Annotated in this window: 18 protein-coding genes; 14 read left to right on the forward strand and 4 right to left on the reverse strand. The window is 52.4% G+C overall.

Translation table 11 applies throughout. From position 1 onward, the window contains the following. Positions 1–2 precede the first annotated feature (2 nt). A complete protein-coding gene (gene ampH / locus ACJ9N4_RS11855) occupies positions 3–1,163 on the reverse strand; it encodes a D-alanyl-D-alanine-carboxypeptidase/endopeptidase AmpH (protein ID WP_182273889.1) in 1,161 nt (386 codons plus the stop codon). 204 nt (positions 1,164–1,367) lie between these two features. On the opposite strand from ampH, the gene ACJ9N4_RS11860 reads away from it, so the two are divergent. The 3 genes from ACJ9N4_RS11860 (at position 1,368) to ACJ9N4_RS11870 (ending at position 4,349) form a co-directional block, all read left to right on the forward strand. Further along, positions 1,368–1,901 carry an isochorismatase family protein gene (locus ACJ9N4_RS11860; protein WP_182273890.1) on the forward strand — a complete coding sequence of 178 codons (534 nt, stop codon included), beginning with the start codon at positions 1,368–1,370 and terminating at the stop codon, positions 1,899–1,901. Positions 1,902–2,016: 115 nt separating this feature from the next. Continuing rightward, the gene (gene sbmA / locus ACJ9N4_RS11865) at positions 2,017–3,237 is read left to right on the forward strand and encodes a peptide antibiotic transporter SbmA (RefSeq protein ID WP_182273891.1); all 1,221 of its coding nucleotides are present in this window, start codon (positions 2,017–2,019) and stop codon (positions 3,235–3,237) included. Between the two features lie 14 nt (positions 3,238–3,251). Beyond that, positions 3,252–4,349 (forward strand): DUF1615 domain-containing protein, encoded by a 1,098-nt coding sequence (locus tag ACJ9N4_RS11870; protein WP_196390901.1) that lies wholly within the window; start codon positions 3,252–3,254, stop codon positions 4,347–4,349. Here the strand turns inward: ACJ9N4_RS11870 and ACJ9N4_RS11875 are convergent. Further along, a complete protein-coding gene (locus ACJ9N4_RS11875) occupies positions 4,346–4,645 on the reverse strand; it encodes a DUF2755 family protein (RefSeq protein ID WP_182273893.1) in 300 nt (99 codons plus the stop codon). The genes ACJ9N4_RS11870 and ACJ9N4_RS11875 overlap by 4 nt on opposite strands. Before the next feature lie 244 nt (positions 4,646–4,889). On the opposite strand from ACJ9N4_RS11875, the gene ACJ9N4_RS11880 reads away from it, so the two are divergent. Next, positions 4,890–5,126, forward strand: coding sequence for a DUF2754 domain-containing protein (locus ACJ9N4_RS11880; RefSeq protein WP_182919476.1), 237 nt, complete (start codon positions 4,890–4,892; stop codon positions 5,124–5,126). Here the strand turns inward: ACJ9N4_RS11880 and ddlA are convergent. Beyond that, positions 5,123–6,223, reverse strand: coding sequence for a D-alanine--D-alanine ligase (gene ddlA, locus ACJ9N4_RS11885; protein ID WP_182919477.1), 1,101 nt, complete (start codon positions 6,221–6,223; stop codon positions 5,123–5,125). The two genes, ACJ9N4_RS11880 and ddlA, sit on opposite strands and share 4 nt — an antisense overlap. Positions 6,224–6,488: 265 nt before the next feature. On the opposite strand from ddlA, the gene ACJ9N4_RS11890 reads away from it, so the two are divergent. The 5 genes from ACJ9N4_RS11890 (at position 6,489) to adrA (ending at position 11,252) form a co-directional block, all read left to right on the forward strand. Beyond that, the gene (locus tag ACJ9N4_RS11890) at positions 6,489–7,727 is read left to right on the forward strand and encodes a multidrug efflux MFS transporter (RefSeq protein ID WP_182274629.1); all 1,239 of its coding nucleotides are present in this window, start codon (positions 6,489–6,491) and stop codon (positions 7,725–7,727) included. Between the two features lie 139 nt (positions 7,728–7,866). Beyond that, complete coding sequence (iraP, locus tag ACJ9N4_RS11895) at positions 7,867–8,118, forward strand: anti-adapter protein IraP (protein ID WP_182273896.1); 252 nt, start codon at positions 7,867–7,869, stop codon at positions 8,116–8,118. Between the two features lie 99 nt (positions 8,119–8,217). Then, on the forward strand, positions 8,218–9,633 hold the full coding sequence (phoA, locus tag ACJ9N4_RS11900; RefSeq protein WP_182919478.1) for an alkaline phosphatase: 1,416 nt from the start codon (positions 8,218–8,220) through the stop codon (positions 9,631–9,633). 92 nt (positions 9,634–9,725) lie between these two features. Beyond that, on the forward strand, positions 9,726–10,046 hold the full coding sequence (gene psiF / locus ACJ9N4_RS11905; RefSeq protein ID WP_182273898.1) for a phosphate starvation-inducible protein PsiF: 321 nt from the start codon (positions 9,726–9,728) through the stop codon (positions 10,044–10,046). 102 nt (positions 10,047–10,148) lie between these two features. Beyond that, positions 10,149–11,252, forward strand: a complete 1,104-nt coding sequence (gene adrA, locus ACJ9N4_RS11910; RefSeq protein WP_182273899.1) for a diguanylate cyclase AdrA — start codon at positions 10,149–10,151, stop codon at positions 11,250–11,252. 15 nt (positions 11,253–11,267) lie between these two features. On the opposite strand, the gene proC is transcribed toward adrA, so the two are convergent. Beyond that, entirely contained in the window at positions 11,268–12,077 is an 810-nt protein-coding gene (gene proC, locus ACJ9N4_RS11915; protein WP_182274630.1) for a pyrroline-5-carboxylate reductase, read from the reverse strand. A 105-nt stretch (positions 12,078–12,182) separates the two neighbouring features. Here proC and ACJ9N4_RS11920 point away from each other — a divergent pair, with 105 nt between their 5' ends. The 5 genes from ACJ9N4_RS11920 (at position 12,183) to ppnP (ending at position 14,822) form a co-directional block, all read left to right on the forward strand. Beyond that, positions 12,183–12,641, forward strand: a complete 459-nt coding sequence (locus ACJ9N4_RS11920; RefSeq protein WP_182273900.1) for a YaiI/YqxD family protein — start codon at positions 12,183–12,185, stop codon at positions 12,639–12,641. 144 nt (positions 12,642–12,785) lie between these two features. Next, positions 12,786–13,310, forward strand: a complete 525-nt coding sequence (gene aroL, locus ACJ9N4_RS11925) for a shikimate kinase AroL (protein WP_182273901.1) — start codon at positions 12,786–12,788, stop codon at positions 13,308–13,310. A 46-nt stretch (positions 13,311–13,356) separates the two neighbouring features. Continuing rightward, positions 13,357–13,548 (forward strand): YaiA family protein, encoded by a 192-nt coding sequence (locus tag ACJ9N4_RS11930; protein WP_182273902.1) that lies wholly within the window; start codon positions 13,357–13,359, stop codon positions 13,546–13,548. 237 nt (positions 13,549–13,785) lie between these two features. Further along, on the forward strand, positions 13,786–14,463 hold the full coding sequence (locus ACJ9N4_RS11935; protein WP_182273903.1) for an AroM family protein: 678 nt from the start codon (positions 13,786–13,788) through the stop codon (positions 14,461–14,463). A 71-nt stretch (positions 14,464–14,534) separates the two neighbouring features. After that, positions 14,535–14,822, forward strand: coding sequence for a pyrimidine/purine nucleoside phosphorylase (gene ppnP, locus ACJ9N4_RS11940; protein WP_182273904.1), 288 nt, complete (start codon positions 14,535–14,537; stop codon positions 14,820–14,822). The last annotated feature ends 27 nt before the right edge of the window (positions 14,823–14,849 follow it).

The raw sequence follows: 14,849 nt of genomic DNA on the forward strand, positions 1-14,849 counted from the left end.
GTCTAGTTAGATGCTGTAAGTACCTGCGCTTTATTGGTACTCAGTTCAGCAACTAAGTTATTGAGGCCATCACTCATATTGACGAAACGCGTGTGCGGGGAGCGAGTGACCACCACAAAAGCCCCTACATTGGACTGCGGGATCATCGCCATATAGGTAATGAATCCACCGCCACCACCGGTTTTCTGAATAATACCCGGGCGACCATTTTTGGGGGCCATATAAACCCAGCCCATGCCGAGTGCATCGGCTTTACCTGGTACATCCATGCCGATGACGCGGTGAAACTGGCTACGCTGATAAATCAGGGTCTGCATCCGGTCGGCCTGGTTGCTGCGTGAATAGAAATCGGAAGACAGGAACTGCTGCATCCAGCGCATCATATCGCCAGGTGTGGAATAGACCCCGCCGCTGCCGATGGCCGCCAGGGTGTTATTGCACGGGCTGGCCCCTTTCTCAGCCACCATCAGGCGGCCACACTGGTCCGGAGATGGGGTAAAAGTAGTGTCCTTCATGCCCAAAGGGCGCGTGATCTGCTCTTCAAACAGCTGAGGATAGGGCTTCCCGGATGCCGTGGATAATGCATCGGCCAGCAGGTCAAATGCCAGGTTTGAATAGGATGCCTGTGAACCCGGTGCAGACTTCAGCGTAGCGGTGCTCAGGTAGTTCCAGCGCTGCTCACGCGTCGGCCAGACGAAGACGTCCCGGTGCGCTGTACCACCAGGTTGCTCACGCGGCAGGGCACTGGTATGTGTTGCAAGGTTTACCAGCGTAATCGGCGAACCCTGATATGTCGGAACGCGCGCACCAGGAGGGGCGTATTTGCTGAGTGGATCGTTAAGTTTCACCACCCCCTGATCGAGCAGTTTCACCAGCATTTCACTGGTCATCAGCTTGGTTAATGACGCAATGCGGATAACAGAGTCCAACTGTGGACGAACGTTATTGCCGGGACGTGTCTCACCAAAACTCCGGAACACGCGCTGGTTGCCGTCGATGACCACCATCGCCATCCCCGTCGCGCCGCTGCCGTAGTAAATAAGGTTTGCATAACGATCGGCAATATCTGAAGCCAACGCGGGGGCCGTCAGCGGTTGGGCTGCCTGGGCAGTAGACAGGCTCACCGCACACAGCGCGGTGAAAGAAAGCAGACAACGTTTCAACGAAAAGCATCCATGAAGTGAATCGGGAAAGTAATAGGTATTTATACTACTAAACGGGACAGAGCAATGCCCCGAATTGCATAACGATAGCCGGAAAAACGTAACCGTGAGTAAATAAGAACAATTTACTTACGACCTACCTCCCAATTTGTGACATCGGGCTTATGATAGACACCGGTGTCATTCAATCTTGCGGAGAACGGTATGTCTGAGAAGCGTGTGGTTATGGTTGTTGATATGCAGCAAGGGGTGTTTGAAACACCCCGTCATCAGCGCGAAAAATGTGTCTCTCTTATCAACCAGCTCACGCAGGCAGCCGATCGGGTTATTTTTATTCAACATACCGAGGCAGGAGGGCTGGAAGAGGGAAGCGAAGGGTTTGCGCTGCTGCCTGACTTACACCAGCCGGCAGGCGCGCTCTATGTTACCAAGACCGCCTGCGATGCGTTTTATAACACTCCGCTTGAGACTCTGCTGCGCGAACACGGGGTTCGTGAGTTTGTGATCTGCGGTTGCGCCACCGATTACTGTGTCGATGCCACTTTCAAAAACGGCGTCAGCCGGGGTTATCACATTACCGTTGCAGAAGATGCCCACACGACGGCGAATCGCACTGCAGCTGATGCACATATCCTGATTAACCACTATAACGATGTCTGGCGTAACTTCATTGCACCCGCCAATCCCCCGGCAGTGAAACGCACCGAAACAATTCTCGAAAACTGGAAAGCGAACTAATAATAGCGCGTCGGGTCTGACCTTTTTGCCTGAGTCGGGAGGCTGGCTCAGGCAAGATTTTCGTGTGGTGATTTGTTGAACGCAGCAACAGCCATAACTACAAGAAGGAAGCATTATGTTTAAGTCTTTTTTCCCAAAGCCGGGGCCATTTTTCCTGTCGGCATTTATTTGGGCACTGATCGCGGTCATTTTCTGGCAGGCCGGTGGTGGCGCGTGGCTGACGCGTATCATGGGCGCGACGGGCGAGGTGCCCATTAGCGCGACCCGTTTCTGGTCGCTGAGCTACCTGCTGTTTTACGCCTACTACATGGTGTGCGTGGGGCTGTTTGCGTTGTTCTGGTTTAAGTTTTCGCCGCACCGTTGGCAATACTGGTCTATTTTGGGGTCTGCACTGATCATTTTTGTCACCTGGTTCATGGTGGAAGTGAGTGTTGCGATTAACGCCTGGTATGCCCCCTTTTATGACCTTATCCAAAAAGCGCTGAGTGCGCCGAATAAGGTTCCAATTGGTGAACTCTACGCGGGTCTCTTAAGCTTTACGGGCATTGCAATGATCGCTGTTACGGTGGCTGTGCTGAATAACTTCTTTGTTAGCCATTATGTTTTCCGTTGGCGTACCGCGATGAACGAATACTATATGGCTAACTGGCAGCGGTTACGGCATATCGAAGGTGCTGCACAGCGTGTTCAGGAAGACACCATGCGTTTTGCATCAACGCTGGAGGACATGGGGGTCAGTTTGCTGAATGCCATAATGAAGCTAATCGCATTCTTACCGATCCTGATAGCCTTATCACCTCATGTGCCTGAACTGCCGATTGTTGGTCACTTACCCTATGGTCTGGTCATTGCGGCGCTGGTCTGGTCACTGATGGGCACCGGGCTTCTTGCGGTGGTGGGGATCAAGTTGCCAGGTCTGCAATTTAAAAATCAACGCGTTGAAGCGGCTTATCGTAAAGAGCTTGTTTATGGTGAGGATGATCCCGCGCGGGCAGTGCCGCCAACGGTCAAAGAACTGTTTAAAAACGTACGTATTAACTATTTCAGACTCTACTTCCACTACATGTATTTCAACATCGCCCGAATTTTATACCTTCAGGCCGATACCGTTTTTGGAATAGTCCTGTTGTTCCCGTCAATTGTTGCAGGAACAATTACCCTGGGTTTAATGACTCAAATCACCAATGTTTTCGATCAGGTGAGAAGCTCGTTCCAGTATCTCATCAACTCCTGGACGACGCTGGTGGAGCTGATGTCTATCTATAAACGTTTACGCAGTTTTGAGCGTGAACTGGACGATCGGGACCTTCAGGAAGTAACCAATACATTTAGCTAATACAGGGAGTTGCTATGTCATTTGCCGTACCGCGCGCGTTACCGCTGTCTTTACTGGCCGCCTTCATACTGGTGGGGTGTGCTGAAAAAGGAGCCGCCCCGCTCAAGAAAGGCGAGAAACCTGTCGATGTGGCAAGCGTCGTGCGGCAAAAAATGCCCTCTACCGTGAAGGATCGCAATGCATGGGCTGAGGCATTAGCAAAAACCTTTGAAAGCCAGAAAATAGCCCCCACCGAGGAGAATATTTGCTCGGTGCTGGCGGTGGCACAGCAGGAGTCGATGTACCAGTCAGACCCGGCGGTACCGGGTCTGAACAACATTGCCTGGAAAGAGATCGACCGCCGTGCGGAATCGATGCATATCCCGGTTTTTCTGGTGCATACCGCGCTTAAAATCAGCTCACCCAATGGCAAAACTTACAGCGAACGGCTGGATACGGTGAAAACCGAGAAACAGCTGAGCGCCATTTTTGATGATTTCATCAACATGGTTCCGATGGGACAGAAACTGTTTGGTTCGCTTAACCCGGTGCATACCGGCGGGCCGATGCAGGTCAGTATTGCGTTTGCGGAAAAGCATACCGATGGCTACCCGTGGAAAATCGACGGTACCGTTCGTCAGGAGGTCTTCTCCCTGCGCGGCGGGCTCTGGTTTGGCACATATCATCTTCTTAACTACCCGGTAAGCTACAGTGAACCGCTGTATCGCTTTGCAGACTTTAATGCGGGCTGGTATGCCAGCCGTAACGCGGCGTTCCAGAGTGCGCTGAGTCGTGCAAGCGGTGTAAAACTGGCACTGGACGGCGATCTTATTGTCTACGGTAGCAGCGAGGCGGGCACCACTGAACTGGCGGTGCGGAAATTATCGGCAAAGCTCGGTATGAACAATAGTGACATCCGCCGTCAGCTGGAGAAGGGCGACAGCCTGGCGTTTGAGAAAACGGACTTGTATCAGAAGGTGTTTACGCTTGCGGAGCAGAAGAGCGGGAAAGCGTTACCGCGGGCAATACTGCCGGGCATTCAGCTGGAAAGCCCGAAGATCACGCGTAACCTGACGACTGCATGGTTTGCAAAACGCGTGGATGAACGTCGGGCTCGCTGTATGGCACTTTAATGACGACGCCAGCGCAGAATTAACGCGACAACGCCCAGGATCATACATCCCGTAAGGAAGGGAACCAGGCCAAACAGGGTGCTGACGCCAAAGCCGAACTCAACCCGCGGCCGTCCGGTATCCTGAACCTGCATCAGGTGTTCATAAACGCCTGGTGCATGAACCAGTATGTTGAGAAGCTGCGAGCCTGCCCAGAAGCAGAACAGTACAAACAGGGCATAGGCGATATTGCCTGCCGTGGAGGTTTTTGGTTGTTTTCCGCCAAAAATCGGTTTCGACAAGGTAAAATCAGCCATAAAGACCTCCCAATATTACTCAGTTCAGAAATTCGCCGTAGAGTGAGTTTGACAGGTCATTGGTTTTGTCAATATCAGAATCGTGGTAATTTGCGCTAAGGAATTTTCCTGGATTGTCGATTTCTGCAGCACATCACAATTTTATGACTTAAGTGAAACTGCGTCGCGTTTCAGAATTTCCGCATCCGCCACAGACCTGGCCGTCAAACTGTGAGAGGATGTCTTTTTCTCTGCCGGAGTCGTCATGAAGCTCACTTCCAAACTACGCCGTGACTGGCATTACTACGCCTTTGCTATTGGGCTGATTTTTATTCTTAACGGTATCGTGGGGCTGTTGGGGTTTGAAGCAAAAGGCTGGCAAACGTATGCCGTTGGGCTGGTGACCTGGGTTATTAGCTTCTGGCTGGCGGGGTTGATTATCCGCCGTCGTCCTGAAGAGACGACAGCGGATGAGACGGAAATCGCAAAGAAAACCGATTAACCGTTTACGGAGCTTTTAAGAGCGCTGTCGGCGGCATGACGCTCCTGCGCCAGTTCGATCAGGCGGGTGATCAGTGCCGGATAGCTCAGCCCGCTGGCCTGCCACAGTTTCGGGTACATGCTGATGTTGGTAAAGCCAGGCAACGTGTTGATTTCGTTGATCACCACTTCGTTTTCTGGCGTCAGGAATACATCGACACGCGCCATGCCGCTGCAGCCGAGCGCCTGATAAGCATTAATGGCGATCGCCCGGATCTTATCGTTAATGGCCGGATCAATATCCGCAGGCACTACAACCTGCGCGCCTTTATCATCAATGTACTTGGTGTCGTAAGAGTAGAAATCGCTGTTTAATACCACTTCACCACAGGTGCTCGCCTGTGGGAAATCGTTGCCCAGTACGGCGCACTCAATTTCACGGCCTTTGATACCCTGTTCAACCACCACTTTATGGTCAAATTCAAACGCCAGACGGACGGCATCCGTGAACTGTGCTTCGCTTGTGACTTTGCTGACGCCTACGGAAGAGCCCTGGTTTGCAGGTTTCACAAACAATGGCAACCCTAACTGGCTGGCAATCGTCCCGAAGCTATGGTTGTTGCGGTTAGCGCGGGTGAGCGTGACGAACGGGGCAATATTCAGCCCGGCATCGCGCAGCAGACGTTTGGTGACGTCTTTATCCATGCAGGCGGCGGAGCCCAGTACATCAGAGCCAACAAACGGCAGGTTGGCCATACGTAACATCCCCTGCAAAGAGCCGTCTTCACCCAGCGTGCCGTGTACGATTGGGAAGACGACGTCGATTTGTGCCAGGGTCTGCGCATTGCCGGCGTTGATAAGCTGCCCCTGAACTACGCCAGGTACGGTGGCGACGCTGATTTCAGAGGGATTAAGCGCGATATGTGCCGGATCGTCAGCATGTAACAGATACTGGCTGGCATCGTTAACATGCCACTGCCCCTGTTTATCAATGCCCAGCAGTACAACCTCGAAGCGGCTTTTATCAATGGCATCGACAATATTTTTAGCCGATTGCAATGAAACCTCGTGCTCCGCTGATTTTCCCCCAAAGACAATACCTACGCGCTGCTTTGCCATCTCACTCTCTTCCAGTATGACGAAAAGCCTATAACATACCACGATGGCCTGCGGGTTTCGCGGCCTTCTGCCATAATGTTTTTGCGCGGTTTTTAAAGCATAAATCACCGACTCTCAGAGGATATTTTGTGACATGTTTCACAAATATGATGACTGGGAAGATAAAACACCAAAGTCTTCCCTGTCGCATCTCTGGTGCTACGTGAATGCACGTAACTTGCTAATCTGTAGGCGAATTCGCCTAAAAATGAAGATTGCGTCGTTTATGGAATCCTGGAAAGTTAACCTTATATCGGTCTGGTTTGGCTGCTTTTTTACCGGACTCGCCATCAGCCAGATTTTACCCTTCCTGCCGTTGTACGTTGCGCAGCTGGGCGTTTCGTCGCATGAAGCACTCTCCATGTGGTCAGGGCTGACGTTCAGCGTCACGTTCCTGGTCTCCGCCATTGTATCGCCGATGTGGGGCAGCCTGGCGGATCGTAAAGGACGTAAGCTGATGCTGTTGCGTGCGTCGCTGGGGATGGCGATTGCTATTCTGCTGCAGGCCTATGCCTCCAACGTCTGGCAGCTCTTTTTCCTGCGGGCGATAATGGGGCTGACCTCCGGGTATATTCCCAATGCAATGGCGCTGGTCGCTTCTCAGGTTCCGCGTGAACGCAGTGGCTGGGCATTGAGCACGCTGTCCACGGCGCAGATAAGCGGGGTTATTGGCGGCCCGTTAATGGGAGGCTTTCTGGCTGACCATGTGGGCTTGCGTGCGGTGTTTTTCATTACCGCCATACTGCTCGTGGTCAGTTTTCTGGTCACGCTCTTTCTGATTAAAGAGGGGGGACGTCCTGTTGTCAGCAAATCTGAACGCCTGAGCGGCAAAGAGGTTTTCGCCTCGCTGCCTTATCCCGGCCTGATGATCAGCCTCTTTGTCACCACGATGGTGATCCAGCTCTGTAACGGCTCAGTTGGCCCGATCCTGGCGCTGTTTATTAAGTCGATGGAGCCTGAAAGCCATAATATTGCCTTTCTCAGTGGGATGATTGCAGCCATACCTGGCGTATCGGCACTCATCTCTGCACCACGTCTGGGAAAACTGGGTGACAGGATTGGCACGGCGCGCATCCTGATGGCCACGCTGATTTTTGCAGTGGTGCTCTTTTTCGCGATGTCGTTTGTTACCTCTCCGCTTCAGCTTGGCGTGCTACGTTTCCTGCTCGGCTTTGCCGATGGCGCAATGTTGCCAGCGGTGCAAACCTTACTGGTGAAATATTCCCGTGACCAGGTGACCGGACGTATTTTTGGTTATAACCAGTCATTTATGTATTTGGGCAATGTTGCGGGCCCGCTTATTGGTGCTTCTGTTTCAGCAATGGCAGGTTTCCGCTGGGTATTTGCTGCCACGGCGGTTGTGGTCTTGCTTAATATTATTCAACTGGCTATTGCCTTGCGTCGTCGCAGACAAGCAGAAGAGGCAAAACGGAGCGCTAACGTGCCGGGTGATGAGGTTATATAATAGAAAAACGTTTCGCTGATAAATGAAAAGATATATTTACGCGGTAAAGCGATTTTTTCATAAGATAATACTTTTCACCTCTTTGCATTATTGATTTGGAGTGCTAAGTTCAGAAAAAATTGCATAAGGAAATAGCACGGTGAAAAATCTCACGGCTATGTTGCTGGTCAGGCTTGCACAAAAGGAAGAAGAGGCAAAAGAACTGGCCGCCCAGGTCGACGCGCTGGAAATTGTCGTCACTGCATTGTTACGGCAAATGGCTAAAAACGACCAACAGGCGTTGATTGATAGCATCGAAGGCGCACTGATACCCGATTCGCAGGTGCCGCTTGAGGGGGCGCAAATGCGCCATCAGTACGTGAAAAAGCTATTAAAGTACCCTCGTCGCTAAACCGTCACAGAACATGACGACGTGTCATAGAATTGTCATGCAGGATGCCTATAGTCGCTCTGTTTTTATTTTTATGTATTTGTACATGGAGAAAATAAATTGAAACAGAGCGCACTTTTCATCGCATTACTTCCCCTGTTAATTACCCCTGCTATTCATGCGGACACGACGAAAAACCACGTGCTGGATAATCGTGCGGCAAAAGGTGATATCACCCAACCTGGCGGCGCACGTCGACTGTCAGAAGATCAGACCGCAGCTATTCGCGCTTCGCTGAATGACAAACCGGCGAAAAACATCATTCTGCTGATTGGCGATGGTATGGGTGATTCCGAAATTACCGCAGCGCGAAATTATGCCGAAGGTGCCGGTGGCTTTTTTAAAGGCATTGATGCATTACCCCTTACCGGACAATATACCCATTACTCGCTGGATAAAAAAAACGGCAAACCGGATTACGTAACGGATTCCGCTGCATCTGCAACGGCCTGGTCCACCGGCGTGAAAACCTATAACGGCGCGCTGGGTGTGGACATCCACGAAAAAGATCATCAAACCCTCCTTGAGATAGCAAAGGCGGCGGGGCTGGCAACCGGCAACGTCTCTACCGCTGAAATTCAGGATGCTACCCCGGCGGCCCAGGTGTCACATGTGACATCGCGTAAGTGCTATGGCCCGTCGGTCACCAGCGAAAAATGCCCAACGAATGCGCTGGAAAAGGGCGGTAAAGGTTCTATTGCCGAGCAACTGCTGAATGCGCGTGCTGACGTGACGCTGGGCGGTGGGGCGAAAACCTTTGCAGAAACCGCCACTGCGGGTGAATGGCAGGGCAAAACGCTGCGTGAGCAGGCTCAGGTGCGGGGTTATCAGATGGTGAGCGATGCCGCGTCTCTGGCCGCAGTTACCGAAGCTAACCAGAACAAACCTCTGCTGGGGCTTTTCTCTGACGGCAATATGCCCGTGCGTTGGGAAGGGCCAAAAGCTTCTTACCACGGCAACATTGATAAACCTGCAGTGACCTGTACACCAAACCAGAAACGCGATGCTAGCGTACCGACGCTGGCCGCGATGACGGATAAAGCCATCTCTCTGCTGAGCAAGAACGAAAAAGGCTTCTTCCTGCAGGTAGAAGGCGCGTCAATTGATAAACAAGACCATGCGGCTAATCCATGTGGTCAGATTGGCGAAACGGTAGACCTGGACGAAGCGGTGCAGAAGGCGCTGGAATTCGCGAAGAAAGACGGTAACACCCTGGTGGTGGTCACCGCTGACCATGCGCACGCCAGTCAGATCATTCCGTCAGATACCAAAGCACCAGGCCTGACTCAGGCGCTGAACACCAAAGATGGTGCGGTAATGGTGTTGAGCTATGGCAACTCTGAGGAAGAGTCTATGGAACATACCGGCACGCAGCTGCGTATTGCGGCGTACGGCCCGCATGCGGCCAACGTGGTAGGGCTGACCGATCAGACCGATCTGTTCTACACCATGAAATCCGCTCTTGGGCTGAAATAAGAGAGACACCCGGTAGAAATTATGGCTGCCGGGTGGTTTTTTTCCTGTCACAGAGCCAGACTTAGCGTGTATGTTCACAAAAGGATGGTGTAATGAAAGCAACAATACTGGTTACCTTGCTCTCAGGTATGTTCCTGATGGCTTCGGCGAACGCGGAAGAAAAAACATTAACCCCTCAACAACAGCGCATGACTACCTGTAACCAACAGGCAACAGCGAAGACTCTGAAAGGCGATGCCCGCAAGACCTATATGAGCGATTGTCTCAAAAATGGTGCATCCAAACCGGATGAGAAAAGCCTGACGCCACAGCAACAAAAAATGCGGGAATGTAACGCTCAGGCCACTGAACAATCACTGAAAGGTGACGATCGTAAGAAGTTTATGAGCGGTTGCCTGAAGAAAAAATCATAGTTCTAACGGGTGAGTCGTTGTCCTGGCTCACCCAAAATTTCATACTTTCCCCGAAAACCCCCTCTCTATAATTTGGGAAATATTTCAGAATATTCCCAAAAAATGATGAATGATGAAAATTTTTACAATAAAGAGAGTATTCGGGAAGAGTGGCATCAAAACCTTTCTCAGGATGACTCGCATCGTACGGGCATTCGCTTTGCCCGGCGGGTTCGGCTGGCACGAATGGTCGGGCTGGCAGCGATGTTCTTCCCCATTGCCGGAGTACTGGTAACCCAGTTTCTGGCTGGCGGCTGGTGGTTGTTGCTGGTTGGCTGGGCGTTTGTCTGGCCTCATCTTGCCTGGCAGATTACCTGTCGTGCTCCCGATCCTTTTCGCCGCGAAATCGTAAACCTGAAGGTCGATGCCGTCATCGCCGGGGTATGGATTGGCCTGATGGGAGGAAATGCCCTGCCCACGACCGCACTGGTCATGATGATAGGTATGAATATGATGGGATCGGGTGGCTGTCGCTTATTCCTTGCTGGCGTGACCATGACCCTGCTGTCGGCCGTGGTGACGTTATCATTGACCGGCAGAATCGTGACGTTCTCTCCCGAGCCGCTGGAGTGGTGGCTGACTCTGCCCGTTTTTATGCTGTATCCCATGCTCTTTGCCTGGGTGAGCCACCAGACCGCGGTCCGGCTGGCAGAAAATAGACACCGACTGGAACTGATGAGCACCCACGATGGCATGACAGGTGTCTTCAACCGCCGCCACTGGGAGACGCTCCTGCGTAACGAATATGAACAGTGCCGTCACAACCACCGGCAGACGACAATTTTGCTCATCGATATCGATCACTTTAAGGGGATTAACGACACCTGGGGGCACGATGTGGGTGACGAAGCGATTATCGCCATCACTCGCCAGCTACAGATGACGCTACGTTCAGGGGATTTTATTGGCCGTTTCGGTGGGGATGAGTTCGCGATAATTATGTCCGGAACGCCTGCCGAAAATGCGATCGCCGCAATGTCACGTGTTCACGAGCGGCTGAAAAAACTGTCGTTACCCGGCGCACCCTCAGAGCGGCTGCGCATTAGCGTAGGTGTGGCTCCCTGGAGTACACAGTTTGGTCACTACCGCGAGTGGTTAAAAGCGGCAGACATTGCGCTGTATAAAGCCAAAAATGCCGGACGGGGTCGTACCGAGGTGGCCGCCTGACGCCCGGCAGGGGGATCAGGATTTACTCAGCTTTTCTGATTTTTCCATGCATTTGACCATTGCCTCAATGACGGCCGCGCGGAACCCGCGTTCTTCCAGCACACGCACTGCTTCAATGGTGGTTCCCCCCGGGGAGCAGACCATATCTTTCAGTTCACCCGGGTGTTTGCCGGTTTCCAGTACCATTTTTGCCGAGCCCATGACGGCCTGCGCGGCAAATTTATAAGCCTGCGCGCGCGGCATACCGCCCAGCACAGCCGCGTCAGCCATGGCTTCAATAAACATAAAGACATACGCGGGAGCCGAGCCGCTTACGCCCACAACCGGGTGGATCATTGACTCGGCAATCACTTCCGCTTCACCGAAGCAGCGGAAAATGTTCAGGACATCTGCCACATCTTCCGTGGTGACCAGCGCGTTCGGCGTGATGGACGTCATACCGGCGTTGACCAGTGATGGGGTATTGGGCATCGCACGGACGATTTTACGGTCATGGCCCAGCGCACGCGCCAGTTGATCGAGGGTAACGCCCGCCGCAATTGAAACGACCAGCGTCTCTTTGTTCAGGCTGGAGGTGATTTCGCTCAGCACTTTGATCATGATGTTGGGTTTAACGGCTCCAAAGACGATATCCGCCACCTGAGCCACTTCCTGCGCGCTTTCGGCAGCGTTAATTCCGTATTCATCGTGCAGTGCGGCGACTTTATCCGGTGATGGGGTATAGACCCAAATCTGCCCCGGCAGCACCTGGCCGCTGGCAATCAGGCCACCCAGGATGGCTTTACCCATATTACCGCAGCCGATAAACCCGATTTTTTTCTCCATCATGTCTCTCCGTTATTATGCGTTGTTGTCTCTGATTGATAGCTTTATAGCTTAACAATGAAAAGCAGGCGACAATAGCCATCATTGTGATACCGGGGAGACAACATGGCGATTTGGGTTGATGCGGACGCCTGTCCGAATGTGATTAAAGAGATTTTGTTCCGCGCTGCCGAGCGCGTGCAGATGCCGCTTACGCTGGTGGCGAACCAGAATATCCGCGTGCCGCCGTCGAAATTTATTCGCTCGCTGCGGGTGCCCGCCGGGTTTGATGTGGCAGATAATGAAATTGTGCGTCTGTGCAGCGCTGAAGATCTGGTGATCACCGCGGATATCCCGCTGGCTGCGGAAGTGCTGGAGAAAGGCGCGGCGGCGCTAAACCCTCGTGGTGAGCGTTATTCACCCGCGACCATCCGGGAAAAACTCACTATGCGAGATTTTATGGATACGCTGCGTGCCAGCGGCGTGCAGACCGGTGGACCGGACAGCTTATCCCAGCGTGACCGTCAGCAGTTTGCCGCTGAGCTGGATAAATGGCTACTGGAAGTGAAGCGCCGCACCGCGTAATGATAACCATTGTCAAATTGTGGTACAGTGTGGCCTCCACAGGGTTGTCATCCCGTACCGCTTTGCAGTAAAGTTAACGCAACATCTTCTGCAATCATTTCTTTACAGTCTTCAGCCTTCCGGCATCAAGGGGAACACCTGGTTATGAACCAACCCATCTTTTTAGTTGGCCCCCGCGGCTGTGGGAAAACCACCGTTGGTCTTGCACTGGCACGCGCGTGTCAAAGCCAGTTTATTGATACCGACCACTGGCTGCAGGAGCATGCTGGTCAAACCATCGCAGAGATTGTCGAAAAAGAGGGCTGGGAAAGCTTTCGCGCACGTGAAACCGCTGCGCTGGAAGCAGTAACGGCACCGGCAACCGTGATTGCAACGGGGGGCGGTATTATTCTGGCGGAGTACAATCGCCAGTTTCTGCGCGAAAAAGGGATTGTGATTTACCTCTGTGCGCCGGTGTCTACCCTGGTGGGAAGGCTGGAAGCGTTTCCGGAAGAGGGGCAGCGCCCGACGTTGACCGGAAAACCGATAAGCGAAGAGGTCAGCGACGTGTTGGCTGAACGCGATGCGTTATACCGTGAGGCAGCACATCATGTTGTGGATGCCTCTGTCTCCCCGGAGCAGGTTGTTGATTCTGTTGTCACCGCGCTACGTTTAGCCCGGGCCAGTTAACGGGCATCTATACTTATAGTTCACCCCCCGACTCGCTGGATGAACTATGCCAAACAGACCTCCTTACCCTCGCAGTGCACGCGTTGTTACCGTCGAAAAAGGCCATCCCGGGCATACTTTGACCTGGTATCAGCTGCGTGCCGATTATCCCCATCCGGACTCGTTAATTAGCGAACACGAGACGGAACAGGAAGCGCTGGATGCCAAACAGCGTTATGAAGATCCCGAAAAGTCCTGAACACAATCTCAATGTGCACATTACCGTGCATGAGTCACACTTTTCATTCATTGGAAATGTTAAGCAGGAGTTAATATTTAGTTATTACAGGTGGATTCGGAAAGGCCAGCTGATCTTTACATTTCGCGGTAGGGATCAGCTGCTACGCTTGGGGCTGTTTTGGTGAAAAAACGAACTGTGCAGCGTGGTGAGCCTGTACCTGTGTGATGGCTGTGGTGGTAATGGAAGGCGATCAAAATGAAGGCGACGTTGGCGATCCTCACCATTGGTGTGGTCCCTGTAAGCGAAGTGTTACCGCTCTTAACAGAGCATGTCTCTGAACAACAGATCACGCATCTTAGCCTGTTGGGTAAGATGAGTCGGGAAGAGGTCATGGAAGACTACGCTGTAGAAGAGGGGGAGGATCCCCTGCCGACGTTATTAAGTGACGGTAAACTGGCGAATGTGTCACGTCCGAAAATCGAGCGCTCTCTTCAGGGGGTAATTGAAGTGCTTGATAACCAAGGTTATGACGTCATTTTACTGATGAGTACCGCGCCGATTAAGGGATTCATTGCGCGTAATGCCATTTTACTGGAGCCGCTACGGATTATTCCTCCGCTGGTGGCCTCCATTGTTGACGGGCATCAGGTGGGGGTAATTGTCCCTCTTGAGGCGCTTCTGGATAACCAGGCGGCAAAATGGCAAGTGCTGGAAAAAACGCCGCTGTATGCGCTGGCGAATCCCGTCTGGGATAGTGAGGCCGCGCTCATTGCGGCAGGGGAGACGTTGCTGGAAAGAGGGGCTGATGTGCTTATCCTGGACTGCCTCGGGTTCCATCAACATCATCGTGATTTACTGCAAAAGGCGCTTGATGTACCGGTGTTGTTATCCAATGTTCTGATGGCCCGGCTGGCGTCAGAATTACTGGCATAATGATTTTACGTGACAGGTCATGAGCATGGCCCCTATAGTGGATTTTTATCTAAGAATATAAGGGCCAGTTCATGCTTCAAAGTAACGAATACTTTTCCGGCAAAGTGAAATCCATTGGTTTTACCAGCAGCAGCACTGGCCGCGCCAGCGTTGGTGTGATGGCTGAAGGGGAATACACCTTTGGTACAGCCGAAGCTGAAGAAATGACGATTGTCAGCGGTGCGCTGAACGTTTTACTGCCAGGCGAAACTGAATGGAAAGTTTACGCTGCCGGAGACGTTTTCAACGTCCCTGGCCACAGCGAGTTCCATCTGCAGGTTGCTGAACCTACCTCTTATCTGTGCCGTTACCTGAAATAAACGGTTTAATACCCTCTCCCTTTTGGG

Origin of the sequence: Enterobacter sp. LM3 (assembly GCF_046622475.1) — a bacterium.
Lineage (GTDB): Bacteria > Pseudomonadota > Gammaproteobacteria > Enterobacterales > Enterobacteriaceae > Enterobacter > Enterobacter cloacae_P.